The organism is Flavobacterium ammoniigenes, from assembly GCF_020886055.1.
In the GTDB taxonomy this organism is placed as follows: domain Bacteria; phylum Bacteroidota; class Bacteroidia; order Flavobacteriales; family Flavobacteriaceae; genus Flavobacterium; species Flavobacterium ammoniigenes.
In genome coordinates this window covers 993,402-1,008,225 of the sequence record NZ_AP025184.1, presented here as the reverse complement: position 1 = coordinate 1,008,225, position 14,824 = coordinate 993,402, and the positions used below count along the sequence as shown (strand labels likewise).

General features: G+C 38.1%; 12 protein-coding genes. 1 reads left to right on the top strand and 11 read right to left on the bottom strand.

Annotated elements, in window-relative coordinates:
• The first annotated feature begins 253 nt into the window (after window positions 1-253).
• Window positions 254-1,150 (top strand): gliding motility-associated ABC transporter ATP-binding subunit GldA, encoded by an 897-nt coding sequence (gldA, locus tag LPC21_RS04455; RefSeq protein ID WP_229318310.1) that lies wholly within the window; start codon window positions 254-256, stop codon window positions 1,148-1,150.
• Between the two features lie 46 nt (window positions 1,151-1,196).
• On the opposite strand, the gene metF is transcribed toward gldA, so the two are convergent.
• The 11 genes from metF to LPC21_RS04400 form a co-directional block, all read right to left on the bottom strand.
• On the bottom strand, window positions 1,197-2,153 hold the full coding sequence (gene metF / locus LPC21_RS04450) for a methylenetetrahydrofolate reductase [NAD(P)H] (protein WP_229318307.1): 957 nt from the start codon (window positions 2,151-2,153) through the stop codon (window positions 1,197-1,199).
• Between the two features lie 51 nt (window positions 2,154-2,204).
• Window positions 2,205-4,880: a methionine synthase gene (gene metH / locus LPC21_RS04445; RefSeq protein ID WP_229318302.1), complete on the bottom strand. Its 2,676-nt coding sequence runs from the start codon at window positions 4,878-4,880 to the stop codon at window positions 2,205-2,207.
• A gap of 39 nt (window positions 4,881-4,919) precedes the next feature.
• Window positions 4,920-5,906, bottom strand: a complete 987-nt coding sequence (locus LPC21_RS04440) for a homocysteine S-methyltransferase family protein (protein WP_229318301.1) — start codon at window positions 5,904-5,906, stop codon at window positions 4,920-4,922.
• Between the two features lie 297 nt (window positions 5,907-6,203).
• A complete protein-coding gene (locus LPC21_RS04435; protein ID WP_229318300.1) occupies window positions 6,204-7,256 on the bottom strand; it encodes an NAD(P)/FAD-dependent oxidoreductase in 1,053 nt (350 codons plus the stop codon).
• A gap of 102 nt (window positions 7,257-7,358) precedes the next feature.
• Entirely contained in the window at window positions 7,359-7,943 is a 585-nt protein-coding gene (locus LPC21_RS04430; protein WP_229318299.1) for a precorrin-2 dehydrogenase/sirohydrochlorin ferrochelatase family protein, read from the bottom strand.
• 34 nt (window positions 7,944-7,977) lie between these two features.
• On the bottom strand, window positions 7,978-8,748 hold the full coding sequence (cobA, locus tag LPC21_RS04425) for a uroporphyrinogen-III C-methyltransferase (protein ID WP_229318298.1): 771 nt from the start codon (window positions 8,746-8,748) through the stop codon (window positions 7,978-7,980).
• Window positions 8,741-10,831 (bottom strand): nitrite/sulfite reductase, encoded by a 2,091-nt coding sequence (locus tag LPC21_RS04420; RefSeq protein WP_229318297.1) that lies wholly within the window; start codon window positions 10,829-10,831, stop codon window positions 8,741-8,743. Before LPC21_RS04420 ends, cobA begins: the two co-directional genes overlap by 8 nt.
• Before the next feature lie 16 nt (window positions 10,832-10,847).
• Complete coding sequence (locus LPC21_RS04415) at window positions 10,848-12,092, bottom strand: sulfate adenylyltransferase subunit 1 (RefSeq protein ID WP_229318296.1); 1,245 nt, start codon at window positions 12,090-12,092, stop codon at window positions 10,848-10,850.
• Between the two features lie 110 nt (window positions 12,093-12,202).
• Complete coding sequence (gene cysD, locus LPC21_RS04410) at window positions 12,203-13,102, bottom strand: sulfate adenylyltransferase subunit CysD (RefSeq protein ID WP_089081165.1); 900 nt, start codon at window positions 13,100-13,102, stop codon at window positions 12,203-12,205.
• A 118-nt stretch (window positions 13,103-13,220) separates the two neighbouring features.
• Window positions 13,221-13,922, bottom strand: coding sequence for a phosphoadenylyl-sulfate reductase (locus LPC21_RS04405; RefSeq protein WP_229318295.1), 702 nt, complete (start codon window positions 13,920-13,922; stop codon window positions 13,221-13,223).
• Window positions 13,922-14,824 (bottom strand): sulfite exporter TauE/SafE family protein, encoded by a 903-nt coding sequence (locus tag LPC21_RS04400; protein ID WP_229318294.1) that lies wholly within the window; start codon window positions 14,822-14,824, stop codon window positions 13,922-13,924. Before LPC21_RS04400 ends, LPC21_RS04405 begins: the two co-directional genes overlap by 1 nt.

Genomic DNA, 14,824 nt, shown 5'->3' with positions numbered 1-14,824 from the left:
ACATTGCCTGCTTGTTTTGTAAATAATTACGGTGCAAATATTAGCATTTATTTCATCTCCTCCAAGAAAAACCAATGCTTTTATACAACAAAAACGAAATTCTTTGTTAAACACACTATTATTTAACTATTGATTAAATAAACGTTTATTTATTCCCTGTTTTTTAAGAATTTGAAAATTGCATCAAAATTCAAATCGGTTGCAACAACAATTAATTGCTTTTTCTGTTTACTTTTGTAGCAAATACAACACCATGTCAATAGCCATTCATAATATATCTAAAAGTTACGGAACACAAAAAGCACTTGATGCAATTTCTTTTACCATTAACAAGGGCGAAATTGTGGGTTTTCTTGGTCCAAACGGAGCTGGAAAATCGACTTTGATGAAAATTCTAACGACTTATTTGACCGCTGACGAAGGCAGTGCTAAAGTCAATGGTTTTGATGTGAATTCCCAACAAAAGGACGTCCAACTTTCAATTGGCTATTTGCCAGAACACAATCCGTTGTATTTGGATTTGTACGTTCGGGAATATTTAGCCTTCAATGCCGATGTGTATAAGGTAGCCCAATCCCAAATTGAAGAAGTGATTCAATTGACCGGACTGACTACTGAAAGTCACAAAAAAATTGGTCAATTGTCCAAAGGGTATCGCCAGCGTGTGGGTTTAGCCAATGCTTTATTGCACAATCCTGACGTTTTGATTTTGGACGAACCCACCACAGGTTTGGATCCCAATCAATTAGTAGAAATTCGAAATGTGATAAAAAATGCTGGTAAAGACAAAACTGTTTTCCTTTCTACACATATCATGCAAGAAGTAGAAGCGATTTGCGACCGCGTTATAATTATTGACAAAGGAAAAATTGTAGCTGATAAACAATTAGAAAAACTCATTAGCGAGTCGGCTACCCAAATTATCGGAGTGGAGTTTGATCAAGAAGTAAACGAAACTCAAATAGCCACTATCGAAAATATAAGTTCTTATTCCAATATTGATGGCGCCATTTGGGAATTGACTTTTGCAACTGACAAAGACATGCGCCCGGTTGTTTTTGATTTTGCTACCGCCAATGGACTAAAAACGTTACAGCTGAATCAAAAAAATAAAAATCTTGAAACGGTATTTCGAGAAGTTACTAAATAAAAAATCCAGTCTTTAGGTACTGGATTTTTTTTATGTGTTGTTTTAATTAAAAAACTTTACTTGCTATTTGTCGGATGTTTTCTGATTTACCCATAGAATAATAATGTAAAAACGGCACTCCTGCTGCTTTCAATTCCAACGACTGTTGGATCGCCCATTCTACTCCCACTTGACGGATATCCGCTGGTGTTTTACATTTTTCCACCGCATTGATTAAATCTTCTGGTAAATCTATTCTAAAGATTTGAGGTAGGATTTGCAAATGTCTATGTACCGCAATTGGTTTAATTCCTGGAATAATAGGAACATTAATTCCAATTTCTCTTGCTTTGGCCACAAATTCAAAAAATTTAGCATTGTCAAAAAACATTTGAGTTACCACATAATCAGCACCGGCATCTACTTTTTCTTTCAATCGTTTCAAATCAGAAGTTAACGACGGCGATTCCAAATGCTTTTCTGGATAGCCCGCTACTCCAATACAAAAATCCGATTTGTGTTCGATATCTTTCAAACCGTGTAAATAATTCCCTTGATTCAACTGGTGAATTTGACTCACCAAATCAGCTGCATAATGGTTTCCACCTTCTTTAGGAATAAACGATTGTTCGTCTTTCATGGCATCGCCACGCAAGGCCATAACATTATCAATTCCCAAATAATGACAATCTACCAAAAGGTATTCGGTTTCTTCTTTGGTAAATCCACCACACAATACGTGAGGCACTGTATCCACATGGTATTTATGTTTTATAGAAGCACAAATTCCTAAAGTTCCTGGACGCATTCTAGTTAATTTTTTTTCCAATAAACCGTTGCCTTTATTCACATAAATATACTCCTCGCGCGAAGTAGTTACATCAATAAATGGCGGTTTGAATTCCATTAACGGATCTATATTATCATATAATTCCTGAATACTTGTCCCTTTAGTAGGCGGTACAATTTCAAATGAGAATAAAGTTTCCCCTTTGGCTGCTGCTATATGGTCTGTTACTTTCATAGTATCATTGTTGGTTGTCGGTTTTATTTACAAAATAAACCGACAACTGTATTAATCTGCAATATTAGGAGCCAACCATTTTTGTGCTTGCTCCATGGTGGTGTTTCTTCGTTTCGAATAATCTTCTACTTGGTCTTGTTTGATTTTACCCAAACCAAAATACTTACTTTCTGGATTGGCAAAATAGTAACCGGACACTGACGACGCTGGCCACATAGCCATACTTTCGGTCAAAGTTACACCTATTTTTTGTTCAACTTCTAAGAGTTTCCAAATCGTTGGTTTTTCTAAATGGTCTGGACAAGCAGGATATCCTGGTGCCGGACGAATTCCTTTATAATTTTCAGCAATTAAATCCTGATTCGATAAATTCTCATCAGAAGCATATCCCCAAATTTCTTTTCGCACTTGCAAATGCAAATATTCCGCAAAGGCTTCGGCCAAACGATCACCTAAAGCTTTCACTAAAATCGAATTGTAATCGTCCAAGTCTTTTTCAAAAGCTTTGGCTTTTTCTTCTACTCCAAAACCGGTGGTGACGCAAAAACAACCCATATAATCTTGCACTCCTGAATCTTTTGGCGCAATAAAATCGGCTAAAGCGATGTTAGGCGCTCCAGCGGTTTTTTGAGATTGTTGACGTAAAGTTAAAAAAGTGATCGGTTGTCCGTTGTCTGTTGTCAACAGAATATCGTCGTCGTTGATGGTATTCGCTGGAAAAATTCCTACAATACCTTTGGCCGTTAACCAATTTTCTTGAATTAACTGGTGCAACATTTGTTGCGCATCAGCAAATAAAGAAGTGGCTTGTTCTCCAACTACCTCATCAGTTAATATCGCTGGATATTTTCCGTACAATTCCCAAGAATTGAAAAACGGCGTCCAATCAATATAGTCGACTAAATCGGCAATCGCTACATCCACAGTTTTTGTACCAATGAAATTCGGTTGGGCTGGGGTGTAGGTATTCCAATCTAGTTTTAGTTTATTAACTCTTGCCTGCTCAATCGTTAGGAAATTTTTATCTCTACTTCGATTCAAATAGCCTTCACGAAGCGCATCGTATTCGGTACGAATGTCTTGGGTGTATTTTTCATTGGTATCCGAATTCAATAAGTTTCCAGCAACAGTTACTGCTCTTGAAGCATCGTTTACGTGTACTACAGTCGCTTTGTATTGTGGTGCAATTTTCACAGCGGTATGCGCTCGAGAAGTGGTTGCTCCTCCAATCATAATTGGAATTTGCACATTGATTTTGTCCAATTCTTTAGCCAAATAGACCATTTCGTCAAGCGAAGGCGTAATTAAACCACTCAATCCGATGATATCTACATTGTGCTCAATAGCGGCCGCGATGATTTTTTCTGGCGCTACCATTACACCTAAATCAACTATTTCATAATTGTTACAGGCCAAAACGACCGAAACAATATTTTTCCCAATATCGTGAACATCTCCTTTTACGGTTGCCATCAAAACTTTACCCGCACTTTGCGACACACCATCTTTTTCGGCTTCGATGTAAGGCAATAAATACGCCACTGCTTTTTTCATTACACGTGCTGATTTTACTACCTGTGGCAAGAACATTTTTCCGCTTCCGAATAAATCGCCTACTACATTCATTCCGGCCATCAAATTGATTTCGATGACTTCAATAGGTTTAGAAGCGGCTTGTCTTGCTTCTTCTACATCTATTTCTATAAATTCGTCAATTCCTTTGACTAATGAATGCGTCAATCGTTCTTGAACCGTACCGTTTCGCCACTCCGCAATCGCTTTTTCATTGGCTTTGAAATCACCTTTAAAGCTTTCTGCTAGATCCAATAAACGCTCGGTAGCATCTTCTCTTCTGTTCAACAAAACGTCTTCTACATGTTCTAACAAAACCGGATCAATTTCGTCGTAAATCTCTAACATTTCAGGATTCACGATTCCCATTGTCATTCCGTTTTTGATGGCATGGTATAAGAATGCCGAGTGCATAGCCTCGCGCACTTTATCATTCCCTCTAAACGAAAAAGACACATTACTCACCCCACCCGAAATATGGGCATACGGTAAGTTTTCTCTAATCCATTTGGTCGCACGGAAAAAGTCCAAAGCATTCAATTTATGCTCTTCCATTCCGGTAGCCACTGGAAAAATATTCGGGTCGAAAATTATGTCTTGAGCAGGAAAACCTACTTTATCGACTAATACATCGTAACTTCTTTTACAAATTTCGATACGTCGCTCGTAATTATCAGCTTGACCTTTTTCGTCAAATGCCATTACAATTACTGCAGCTCCGTAACGTTTGATTTTTTTGGCGTATTCAATGAACTTTTCTTCACCTTCTTTTAGCGAAATAGAATTCACCACCCCTTTTCCTTGAATCACTTTTAATCCCGCTTCGATGATCTCCCATTTTGAGCTATCAATCATTACAGGAACACGAGAAATGTCTGGTTCAGCAGCAATTAAGTTTAAGAATTTGGTCATGGCGTACACCCCGTCCAACATTCCTTCATCCATGTTGACATCGATGATTTGTGCACCACCTTCTACCTGATTTCTAGCAATATCTAAAGCTTCTTCGTATTGCTCTTCTTTGATTAATCGAAGGAATTTTCTGGAACCAGTCACATTAGTTCGTTCTCCCACATTCACAAAATTAGTTTCTGGGGTGATAATTAATGGCTCTAGTCCGGATAATTGTAAATATTTCGTTTCGTGTGTACTCATATCGTGTAACAACCTATTGGTTTTGAAAACCTTCGTGGTTTAGTTTAATTCAACGTTTCTCGGTTTGAACTCTCTCGCTACATCAGCAATGGCTTTGATGTGCTCTGGAGTTGTGCCGCAACAACCTCCAATAATATTGATTAAATTATCTTGCAAATACTCTCGAATCAAAGCTTGCATTTCTTCGGGAGTTTGATCGTAATGTCCAAAAGCGTTAGGCAAACCTGCATTAGGATGTGCCGAAATATTCAATTGCGTATTCATAGACAAACGTTTCAAATACGGTTTCAATTGGTCGGCTCCTAAAGCACAATTGAATCCTACACTCAATAACGGAATGTGGGAAATCGAAATTAGGAAAGCTTCTACCGTTTGACCTGAAAGTGTTCTTCCTGAAGCATCGGTAATGGTTCCTGACACCATTACAGGCATGTCTATTTTGCGTTCTTCTTTTACTTCTTCAATGGCGAAAAGGGCTGCTTTAGCATTCAAGGTGTCAAAAATGGTTTCGACTAATAATACATCGCAACCGCCATCAATCAAGGCTTCTACTTGTTGTTTGTAGGCCACGCGCAAATCATCAAAAGTAACCGCGCGGTAACCCGGATCGTTTACGTCTGGTGACATCGAGGCTGTTCTATTGGTTGGTCCGATAGAACCCGCTACAAATCGCGGACGGTCTGTAAATTCGTCGGCTACTTCACGAGCAATTTTTGCCGATTGAAAGTTCAACTCATACACCAAATCTTCCAAATGATAATCGGCCATACCGATAGTGGTTCCAGAAAACGTATTGGTTTCTACAATATCGGCTCCTGCTTGAAAATACAAACGGTGCACTTGTTTTACGGCATCGGGCTGTGTGATCGAAAGTAAATCGTTGTTCCCTTTTAACGGATGAGGAAAATCTTTAAAGCGTTCGCCACGAAAATCTTCTTCAGAGAAATTATTGCGTTGCAACATGGTTCCCATAGCGCCGTCTAGGACTAAGATTCTTTCTTGTATGGCTTTTTGAATTTTTGACATATTTATTATTTTGGCCTTACAGGCACTCAATCAAACTGTTGTGTTGTTTATTTCTTGGCAAAAAAATCCCTTTTTGCCCTTTAGCCCTGATGGAAGCGGCATCCTTTTATTCTGGGTTTCAGAATAAAAGATAGAGCGTACAGCAGGAAAAAATCTTGGCAAAAATACGCCATTCCTTTGCTTTAAAAAAATATTAGATACGATCCTTTTAAAAAAATGGCGTTTGAGCTGAAGCCAAAATACAAAAAGCGCTAAAACTTAAAAGTTATAGCGCTTTGTATTGTGATGCAAAAGTAGTTACACAATTGCTTTTACTACTGCTTTTGGCGCTTCTTTACGAGTACCGTCAAACCCATCAACTCCTGAAACGGTGGTGTATTTCAATACATAACGTTTTCCTGGATTGATGATTTGGTAGGCGGCCTGACACATCAAAGTGGCTTCGTGGAAACCACAAAGAATCAATTTTAGTTTACCAGGATAAGTATTTACGTCACCAATGGCGAAAATTCCAGGAATGTTCGTTTGATAATCCAAGGAGTTGTTTACTTTGATCGCATTTTTTTCGATTTCCAATCCCCAATCGGCAATTGGACCTAATTTAGGTGTCAAACCAAAAAGCGGAATAAAGTAATCCGTTTCGATGGTTCTTTGCGCACCGTCTTCGTCAATTACAATAGATTCTACATGGTTAGTTCCATTAATACCTACTACTTCGGCAGGAGTAATCATTCGGATTTTACCTTCGTTTTTCAACTCTTGTACTTTTTCTACTGAATCCAAAGCACCTCTGAATTCGTTTCTTCTGTGAATCAAAGTGACTTCTGAAGCTACATCAGCCAAGAAAATACTCCAATCCAAAGCTGAATCTCCTCCACCTGCTATTACCACTCTTTTGTTTCTGAATTCTTCTGGATTTTTGATGAAATATTTTACGCCTTTATCTTCGTAAAATTCGATGTTTTCAATCAACGGTTTACGAGGCTCAAAACTTCCTAAACCACCTGCAATAGCTACTACGGGTGTGTGAAATTGTGTTCCTGCATTAGAGGTTACGATGAAGGTTCCGTCTTCTTGTTTTACGATAGTTTCAGCGCGTTCACCCAGTGTAAATCCTGGTTCGAATTGCTTGATTTGTTCCATCAAATTATCCACTAAATCTCCAGCTAATACTTCAGGAAATCCTGGAATATCGTAGATTGGTTTTTTAGGGTATAATTCCGAAAGCTGTCCGCCCGGTTGAGGCAAAGCATCTAGAACGTGACATTTTAATTTTAATAATCCCGCTTCGAATACGGCAAATAAACCTGTTGGGCCTGCTCCAATTATAAGTATGTCTGTTTTAATCATGCTATTGTATTTTATTCTTTAATTATCTTCTCTTATTTTATGCAAATGAACGAATGATTTTAGTTTCTGATGGTAACATTAATCACTTTTCCTCTTCAATTGCTATTTCTTGTTTTTCAACGATTCGGTAATTTCATTCATCTTTTGCACTTTTTCTTCAAAATTACCTTTCAAAGTTTTTCGATATTCATTCAGGTTTTCAACCATTGTATTGATATCGTCCGGAATAATTTCTTCAAAAAACTCTCGCAATCGCTTGGCTGTTGTTGGCGATTTTCCATTGGTTGAAATGGCAATTTTCACATTTCCTTTAGTGACAATTCCTCCCAAGTAATAATCACACAACTGAGGCGTATCGGCGATATTGCAAATCAAATGACGCTTGCGACACAAATCAAATACTCTTTTATTGACCTTCAAATCGTCGGTACAAGCAATTACCATATGGCGTTTGCGAAGCATCCAACGATTGAATTTCTTTGGTGTTAGCTTAACCGAAGGATGTTGGGTAGCCAAGGCTTCCAATTCAGGAAGAAATCTAGGCGCTACCACCTCAACATTGGCATTCGGACTGGATTTCAACATAAAAGACAACTTTTCTAAACCGACATTTCCGCCACCCACAATCAACACATTCAATTGATGCAGTTTTAAAAATACCGGATATAGTTCGTTTCTTTCTTTCATTCTTCTTTATTGGCTCACGCCAAAGGAACGCTATTTATCTTTTTTCTATCAAATAATCGTGATAAAAATCTTTCAGTTTATTGCTTTCTCTCACCACTTCGCCAATAACAATAATGGCTGGTGAACTTAATTTCTTTGCTGCTACTACTTGCTGAATCGTATCTATGGTTCCTACTCCTATTTTTTCTTTGGGAGTGGTTCCATTTTGAATAATGGCAATTGGACTCGCGCCTTTCGATTCATTTTGGAACAAATTCACAATCTGGTTCAATTTACTCATGCCCATCAAAATCACTACCGTGGCTGATGACTGTGCTGCCAAAGCCACATCAGTTGATAATTTTCTATCCGAAGTAGTTCCTGTAATTACCCAAAAACTTTCTGAAACTCCTCTCTTAGTTAATGAAATTCCTTGATAAGCTGGCACTGCAACCGAAGAAGAAATCCCCGGCACTATGGCTGTAGGAATTCCGAAACTTTCTACAAAATCAATTTCTTCACTACCACGACCAAAAATAAATGGATCGCCACCTTTCAAACGTACAACATGTCCGTAAGTCAAAGCATTGTCCACAATCAATTGATTGATTTCGTCTTGTGAATAGGCGTGACATCCTTTTCTTTTCCCCACAAAAATTTTTATGGATTTTTTAGGGGCATAGGTCAAAATTTCTTCGTTGGCCAAGGCATCGTACAAAACCACCTGAGCTTCCGCTAAAGCATTGGCTCCTTTGATTGTTAGCAAGTCTGGATCGCCTGGACCAGCACCTACTAAAGTTACTTTGGGTTGTATTGGTTTATGCATTAGCTAAATCTTTTTCTCTGTATTCTTCTATGGTTGCAAAAAACGCTGTGGCTTGTTCTAAATACTGTTTGGCAAACGCTTCCGAAGGTTCGTTGTCTTTAATTTGGTACACCAACTCTTTGAAAGTAGTGGCTAATGGAATGGTATTCGTCTCCACAAATACGGTATCAAACAAATCAATAATTCCGGCGTGGTGGTTTGTTTTTTGTTTTTCGGCCAACAATAAAGCTTTGGCTGCATTAACAAATCCTGCATAGGTTAAGTAAATAGAATCGGACCATTTTTGGTCGTTCAATGCTTCTTGAGAGAAGGTCAATTTGTCTTTGGCTTCTACCAGTAAGGTAGCTACTAAGTCAATCACTACTCCTGCACATTCTCCTACACCTACTGCTTTTACATAGTTGTCAGCATTTCCCCAATCGACAAAATCAGCTTCTGTCAAATTGGTTACATCGGCTAAAGGTTTCAAAAATTCGTAAAAATATTTTTCACCTTTGGCATCATAATAATTCAAGAACGATAGTCCATTTGCATTGGCTTGAAAATCATTTAAGATCAAACGCAAAGCTTCAGGTCCTCTTCGACTTGGGATTTTAATTACTTTATCTGAAAAACGTCCCTGGCCATTTCCTAAGTTACCACCTCCCAACAAAACTTGAAGGGCTGGTGCTACTAATTTTCCAGAGTTGATAGACATTCCTTGGAAACCAATTTCTGCCATATTGTGTTGTCCACAAGCATTCATACAACCACTAATTTTAATCGTGATTTCTTGATTGTTGCTATATTGTGGATATTCTGTTGCTAAAACGCGTTCTAATTCTACTGCGATTCCGGTACTGCTAGCAATTCCTAAATTACAAGTATCGGTACCAGGACAAGCCGTCACGTCATTAATGGTGTTGTACCCTAAAGTAACAAAATCCAACTTGGCTAATTCTTGGTAAAAGAACGGTAAATTTTCTTCTTTTATGTAGCGAATTAAAATGTCTTGACGCAAGGTAAAACGCAATTCATTGGCGCCGTAATTTTTAATCAAATGGGCCAAAGCTCTTGCTTTATCCGTATAAAAATCACCTAACGCTACTTTGATTCCGATAGCTACATAACCGGCTTGTTTTTGCGCGATTACATTTGATTTTTTCCAAGCCTCAAAAGCAGCAACATCTTCGATAGTTACTTTAGGAACTTCCAAAGCTGGTGCTGGAATTGGACCTTCAAAGGCAGTAGTATCAATTTCCACTGTTTGGTACGACAAGGCTTTTTTCTCTTCTTCTACCAATCGTAAAAATTCATCTCTACCAATTTCTTTGATTAAGAATTTCATACGGGCTTTCAAACGTTTGGCTCTTTCGCCATAGCGATCGAATATACGCAAGACACCTTCTGTCATCGGAATGATTTGGTTGACCGGAACAAATTCAGAAAGCAATTCGGCATGGCTGGGTTGCGAACCTAATCCACCACCTAACATTACTTTAAATCCGCGTTCTCCATTGACAATTTTTGGTATGAATCCTAAATCGTGCAAATAACTCAAAGCGGTATCCTTATCAGAAGATGAAAAAGACATTTTGAATTTACGTCCCATTTCTTGACAAACCGGATTTCTCAAGAAAAATTGAAACAAAGCGTGCGCATAAGGCGACACATCAAAAGGTTCTTCTGGGTCAATTCCTGCATTTTCACTCGCTGTAATATTTCGAACCGTATTTCCACAAGCTTCTCGAAGGGTAATATCGTCTTTTTCCAAATTAGCCCAAAGCTCCGGTGTTCTATCTAAACTTACGTAGTGAATTTGAATGTCTTGACGCGTAGTAATATGCAAACGCCCAGTCGAATATTCGTCAGATACTTTAGTAATTCGCACTAATTGTTCGCTACTCACTTTACCAAAAGGCAATTTGATACGAATCATTTGTACTCCTTCTTGACGTTGACCGTATACACCTCTAGCCAAACGAAGACTACGAAAACGTTCGTCATCAATTTTACCTTCTTTGAATAATCGTATTTTTCTTTCTAAATCAATGATGTCTTTTTGGACAATCGGATTTTCTATTTCGGTTCTAAAACTTTCCATTTTTGTGGGCTTTTATTTAATTAATAAATCCAACTCCCGCTGTTGTGTTGGTATTGGCGTCAATTAAAATAAACGCTCCATTGGATTTGTTATCGTTGTATTTATCAAAATACAATGCTTTGCTTAATTTGATGGTTACTTCTCCAATTTCGTTAATGGCTAATTGCGAAGCCGGAGTCGCACCAGAATAATCGGTCGCAATTACATTTTTGATTGCATCAATTTTAGCCAAAACTCTATTGGTATTGTGTTGCACTAAATACTTGGTTCCTGAGACTAATTTCTTGCTGTCCATCCAGCAAATAGTCGCATTGATATCTTTTTCTACTTGAGGTAATTCTCCTGATTTTACAATCATATCTCCTCGAGTCACGTTGATGTCGTTTTCTAATTCCAATACAATAGAGGAACCTGCTTTGGCTTCATCAAATTGTTGGTCAAAGAAGTGGATTTTGGACACTTTTGATTCGGTTAAAGAAGGTAAAACTGTAACGGCATCGCCTACTTTAATGGAATTCCCATATAATTTCCCAGCATATCCTCTAAAATCATGGTATTCTTCTGTTTTGGGACGAATCACTGTTTGCACAGGAAAACGCGTTTGACCGGTTTCAAAAACATCTTCAGGAGTTAAATCTTCTAAGTGTTCCAATACCGTTTGCCCAGTATACCAAGGCATATTTTCAGATTTATCGGCTACATTCCCGCCGTTAATTGCGCTCAACGGAATGTAACTTACGTTTTGTTCTTTGAACGAACTTTTGGCATTCAAGGCTTGGAAGTCGGCTTTGATTTTGTTAAAAACCTCTTCTGAATAATCCACTAAGTCCATTTTGTTTACCGCAACAATTACCTCTTTCACACGCAATAAATTATTGATGAAAAAGTGACGGTAGGTTTGTTCAATTACTCCTTTTCGCGCATCAATCAAAATGATGGACACTTGCGAAGTCGAAGCTCCCGTTACCATGTTACGCGTATATTCTACGTGACCTGGAGTATCGGCAATAATGTAACTTTTCTTTGCAGTCGAAAAATAAATATGGGCTACATCAATTGTAATTCCTTGCTCTCTTTCGGCAACTAAACCATCCGTAGCCAAAGAAAAATCAAGATAATCGTATCCTTTTTGCTTGCTGCTTTTTTCTATTGCTTCAATTTTATCCGTTGTCAATGATTTGGTATCATACAATAACCTCCCGATTAAAGTACTCTTTCCATCATCTACACTTCCTGCTGTTGCTATTTTTAAAACTTCCATAAGCCCCTCCCCAGCCCTCCCCAAAAGGGAGGGAGCTGAGTTTTGATTTTAAATTAATATTTTGTTTATTTTTTTTCGCTCCTTCGTCCCCCCTTTGGGGGTTAGGGGGCTTAAAAGTACCCTTGTTGTTTTCTTTTCTCCATAGCTGCTTCTGATCGTTTATCGTCAATTCTAGCACCTCTTTCAGAAATAGTGGATGAGCGAATCTCTCCTACTACTTCTTGAATGGTTGCGGCATAGGATTCAACAGCAGCCGTACAACTCATATCTCCCACGGTTCTAAAACGAACAATTCGTTCTTCGATTTCTTCATCTTCCTCTTGGTACACAAATGGGGAATGAGACCAAATCAATCCGTCTCTTAAAAACACTTTACGTTTGTGTGAAAAATAAATTGACGGAATTTCAATGCCTTCTTGTTCGATATAACTCCAAACATCTAATTCGGTCCAGTTTGAAATTGGAAAAACACGAACGTTTTGACCCAATTCAATTTTTCCGTTCAACAAATCAAACAATTCAGGACGTTGGTTTTTTTCATCCCACTGACCAAAATCATCACGTACTGAAAAAATGCGTTCTTTAGCTCTTGCTTTTTCTTCGTCTCTTCGCGCGCCACCAATACATGCATCAAATTTGAATTCTTCAATCGCATCCAAAAGCGTAGTCGTTTGCAAACTATTTCTGCTAGAATACTTCCCAGATTCTTCTACTACTTTTCCTTGGTCAATAGCATCCTGAACGTTACGAACGATTAATTCTAATCCTAATTCGGCTACCAACTTATCTCTAAACTCAATCGTTTCTGGAAAGTTATGCCCGGTATCAACGTGCAATAATGGAAAAGGTATTTTTGCTGGAAAAAAAGCTTTTTGTGCCAAACGCACTAAGGTGATCGAATCTTTTCCACCTGAAAAAAGCAATACAGGTTTCTCAAATTGAGCAATTACTTCTCTGAAAATATAAATTGCTTCGCTTTCTAAAGCATTTGTTTTTACTATTGAACTCATTTATAATTGTTTAAAAGTTTAAAGTTTAAGGTTTAAGGTTGGTTAACCTCTTATCATTAAACTTTCCACTACTTTTTTATTTATTATATTCTAATCACTAATTACTATTGACTAATCACTATTTTTGGTGTAAGCCACATTCTTTGTGACTTGATTCCCACGACCATCTTCCTGCTCTGATGTCCTCGCCAGGCAAAATTGCTCTGGTACATGGCGCACATCCGATACTCACAAAACCTTTTTTATGTAAGGTATTCTGCGGCACGTTATTCTTTTCTAAATATTCTTCCACTTCCTGCAATGTCCATTTTAGTAATGGATTGAATTTAATGATATCAAAATGGGCATCGTATTCAAAAAAGTTCAAGTCGCTTCTGTTCTCTGATTGCTCTGCTCGCAAACCGGTAATCCAAATTGCATTGCCTTGCAAGGCTTTTGTCAAAGGCGCTACTTTTCGAATGAAACAGCATTCTTTTCTATTCTCTACCGAGCTGTAAAAACTGTTCGGCCCTTTTTCATTCAACAAGCTTTCTACGGCTGCTGTTTCAGGGAAATAGGTTTTGATTTCGGTCTTGTATTTTTTAACTGTTTTATGAAATACATCATAGGTTTCTTGAAACAAACGCCCGGTATCTAAAGTAAATACGGTAATTGGCAATTGATTTTGACCAATCAAATCGGTAATCACTTGATCTTCTTGTCCAAAAGAAGTAGAAAAAACTACTTGATTTGGATATTCATTCGCTAAAAAAGCAAGCGTCTCCTCGATAGAGAAGTCCTTTGTTTTTTCCAATAAACTGGCTACGACTGATGTACTCATTATAGTAATTTAGATAAGGTTCGCAAACTTAAAATGATAATTAATATTCCCACTGCTATCATCATAGGTTGTCTTTTAATTTTGTTCACTAAAAAGGCGGCAATGGGTGCTGCCATCACTCCTCCTAAAATCAAACCAATGATGACTTGCCAACCTTCAATTCCGCCAAAAAGCATAAAAGTTACCCCACTGGCAAAAGAAACAGCAAACTCGGCAGCATTTACAGAGCCTATAGTGTAACGTGGATTTCTACCGCGACCTAACAAAGTAGAGGTTACAATTGGTCCCCAACCACCGCCACCAACAGCATCCATAAAACCTCCAAAAGAAGCAAGGACACTCAAGCGCTTGGTTTTCTTTTTGATGATATTTTTTTGAGCTGCTTTTCTAATAATGATGATCGCTAGTGCAATCATATAAACCGCAATAAAAGGCTTAATTACATCTCCGTCGATAACATCCGAAAGCAAATAAGCTCCCACAGCAGATCCTAACACACCTGGAATTAACAAGTGTTTCACTAATTTTTTATTGATATTTCCAAAACGGTGGTGCGAAATTGCAGAAGCTCCTGTTGTGAACATCTCGGCAACGTGAACTCCCGTACTGCTTATTGCTGGTGGAATTCCGTAGGCCAATAAGAACGAAGTGGAAGTAGCCCCATACCCCATTCCTAAAGTGCCGTCTACTAACTGAGCAAATACTCCTATTAAGAAAAAAACCAAAAACTCTTGATCGAAACCTGCTAGTAAACCCTCCCAAGAAAACTCCGCATGATGGTTGTAGATTAAACTTGAAATTAAACCCACTAACAAAGCAACTGGAATAATCACCCACAAACGTTGTTTGAAGGGTACTTTTGTATTGGCTTCTAATCTATTTTCTTTAGCTTCTCGACTCAT

What these genes read in the sequence shown, in the direction of transcription:
- gldA (WP_229318310.1), top strand. Translation starts at nt 254, where the DNA reads ATGTCAATAGCCATTCATAATATATCTAAAAGTTACGGAACACAAAAA.
- metF (WP_229318307.1), bottom strand. Translation starts at nt 2,153, where the DNA reads ATGAAAGTAACAGACCATATAGCAGCAGCCAAAGGGGAAACTTTATTC.
- metH (WP_229318302.1), bottom strand. Translation starts at nt 4,880, where the DNA reads ATGAGTACACACGAAACGAAATATTTACAATTATCCGGACTAGAGCCA.
- LPC21_RS04440 (WP_229318301.1), bottom strand. Translation starts at nt 5,906, where the DNA reads ATGTCAAAAATTCAAAAAGCCATACAAGAAAGAATCTTAGTCCTAGAC.
- LPC21_RS04435 (WP_229318300.1), bottom strand. Translation starts at nt 7,256, where the DNA reads ATGATTAAAACAGACATACTTATAATTGGAGCAGGCCCAACAGGTTTA.
- LPC21_RS04430 (WP_229318299.1), bottom strand. Translation starts at nt 7,943, where the DNA reads ATGAAAGAAAGAAACGAACTATATCCGGTATTTTTAAAACTGCATCAA.
- cobA (WP_229318298.1), bottom strand. Translation starts at nt 8,748, where the DNA reads ATGCATAAACCAATACAACCCAAAGTAACTTTAGTAGGTGCTGGTCCA.
- LPC21_RS04420 (WP_229318297.1), bottom strand. Translation starts at nt 10,831, where the DNA reads ATGGAAAGTTTTAGAACCGAAATAGAAAATCCGATTGTCCAAAAAGAC.
- LPC21_RS04415 (WP_229318296.1), bottom strand. Translation starts at nt 12,092, where the DNA reads ATGGAAGTTTTAAAAATAGCAACAGCAGGAAGTGTAGATGATGGAAAG.
- cysD (WP_089081165.1), bottom strand. Translation starts at nt 13,102, where the DNA reads ATGAGTTCAATAGTAAAAACAAATGCTTTAGAAAGCGAAGCAATTTAT.
- LPC21_RS04405 (WP_229318295.1), bottom strand. Translation starts at nt 13,922, where the DNA reads ATGAGTACATCAGTCGTAGCCAGTTTATTGGAAAAAACAAAGGACTTC.
- LPC21_RS04400 (WP_229318294.1), bottom strand. Translation starts at nt 14,824, where the DNA reads ATGAGTCGAGAAGCTAAAGAAAATAGATTAGAAGCCAATACAAAAGTA.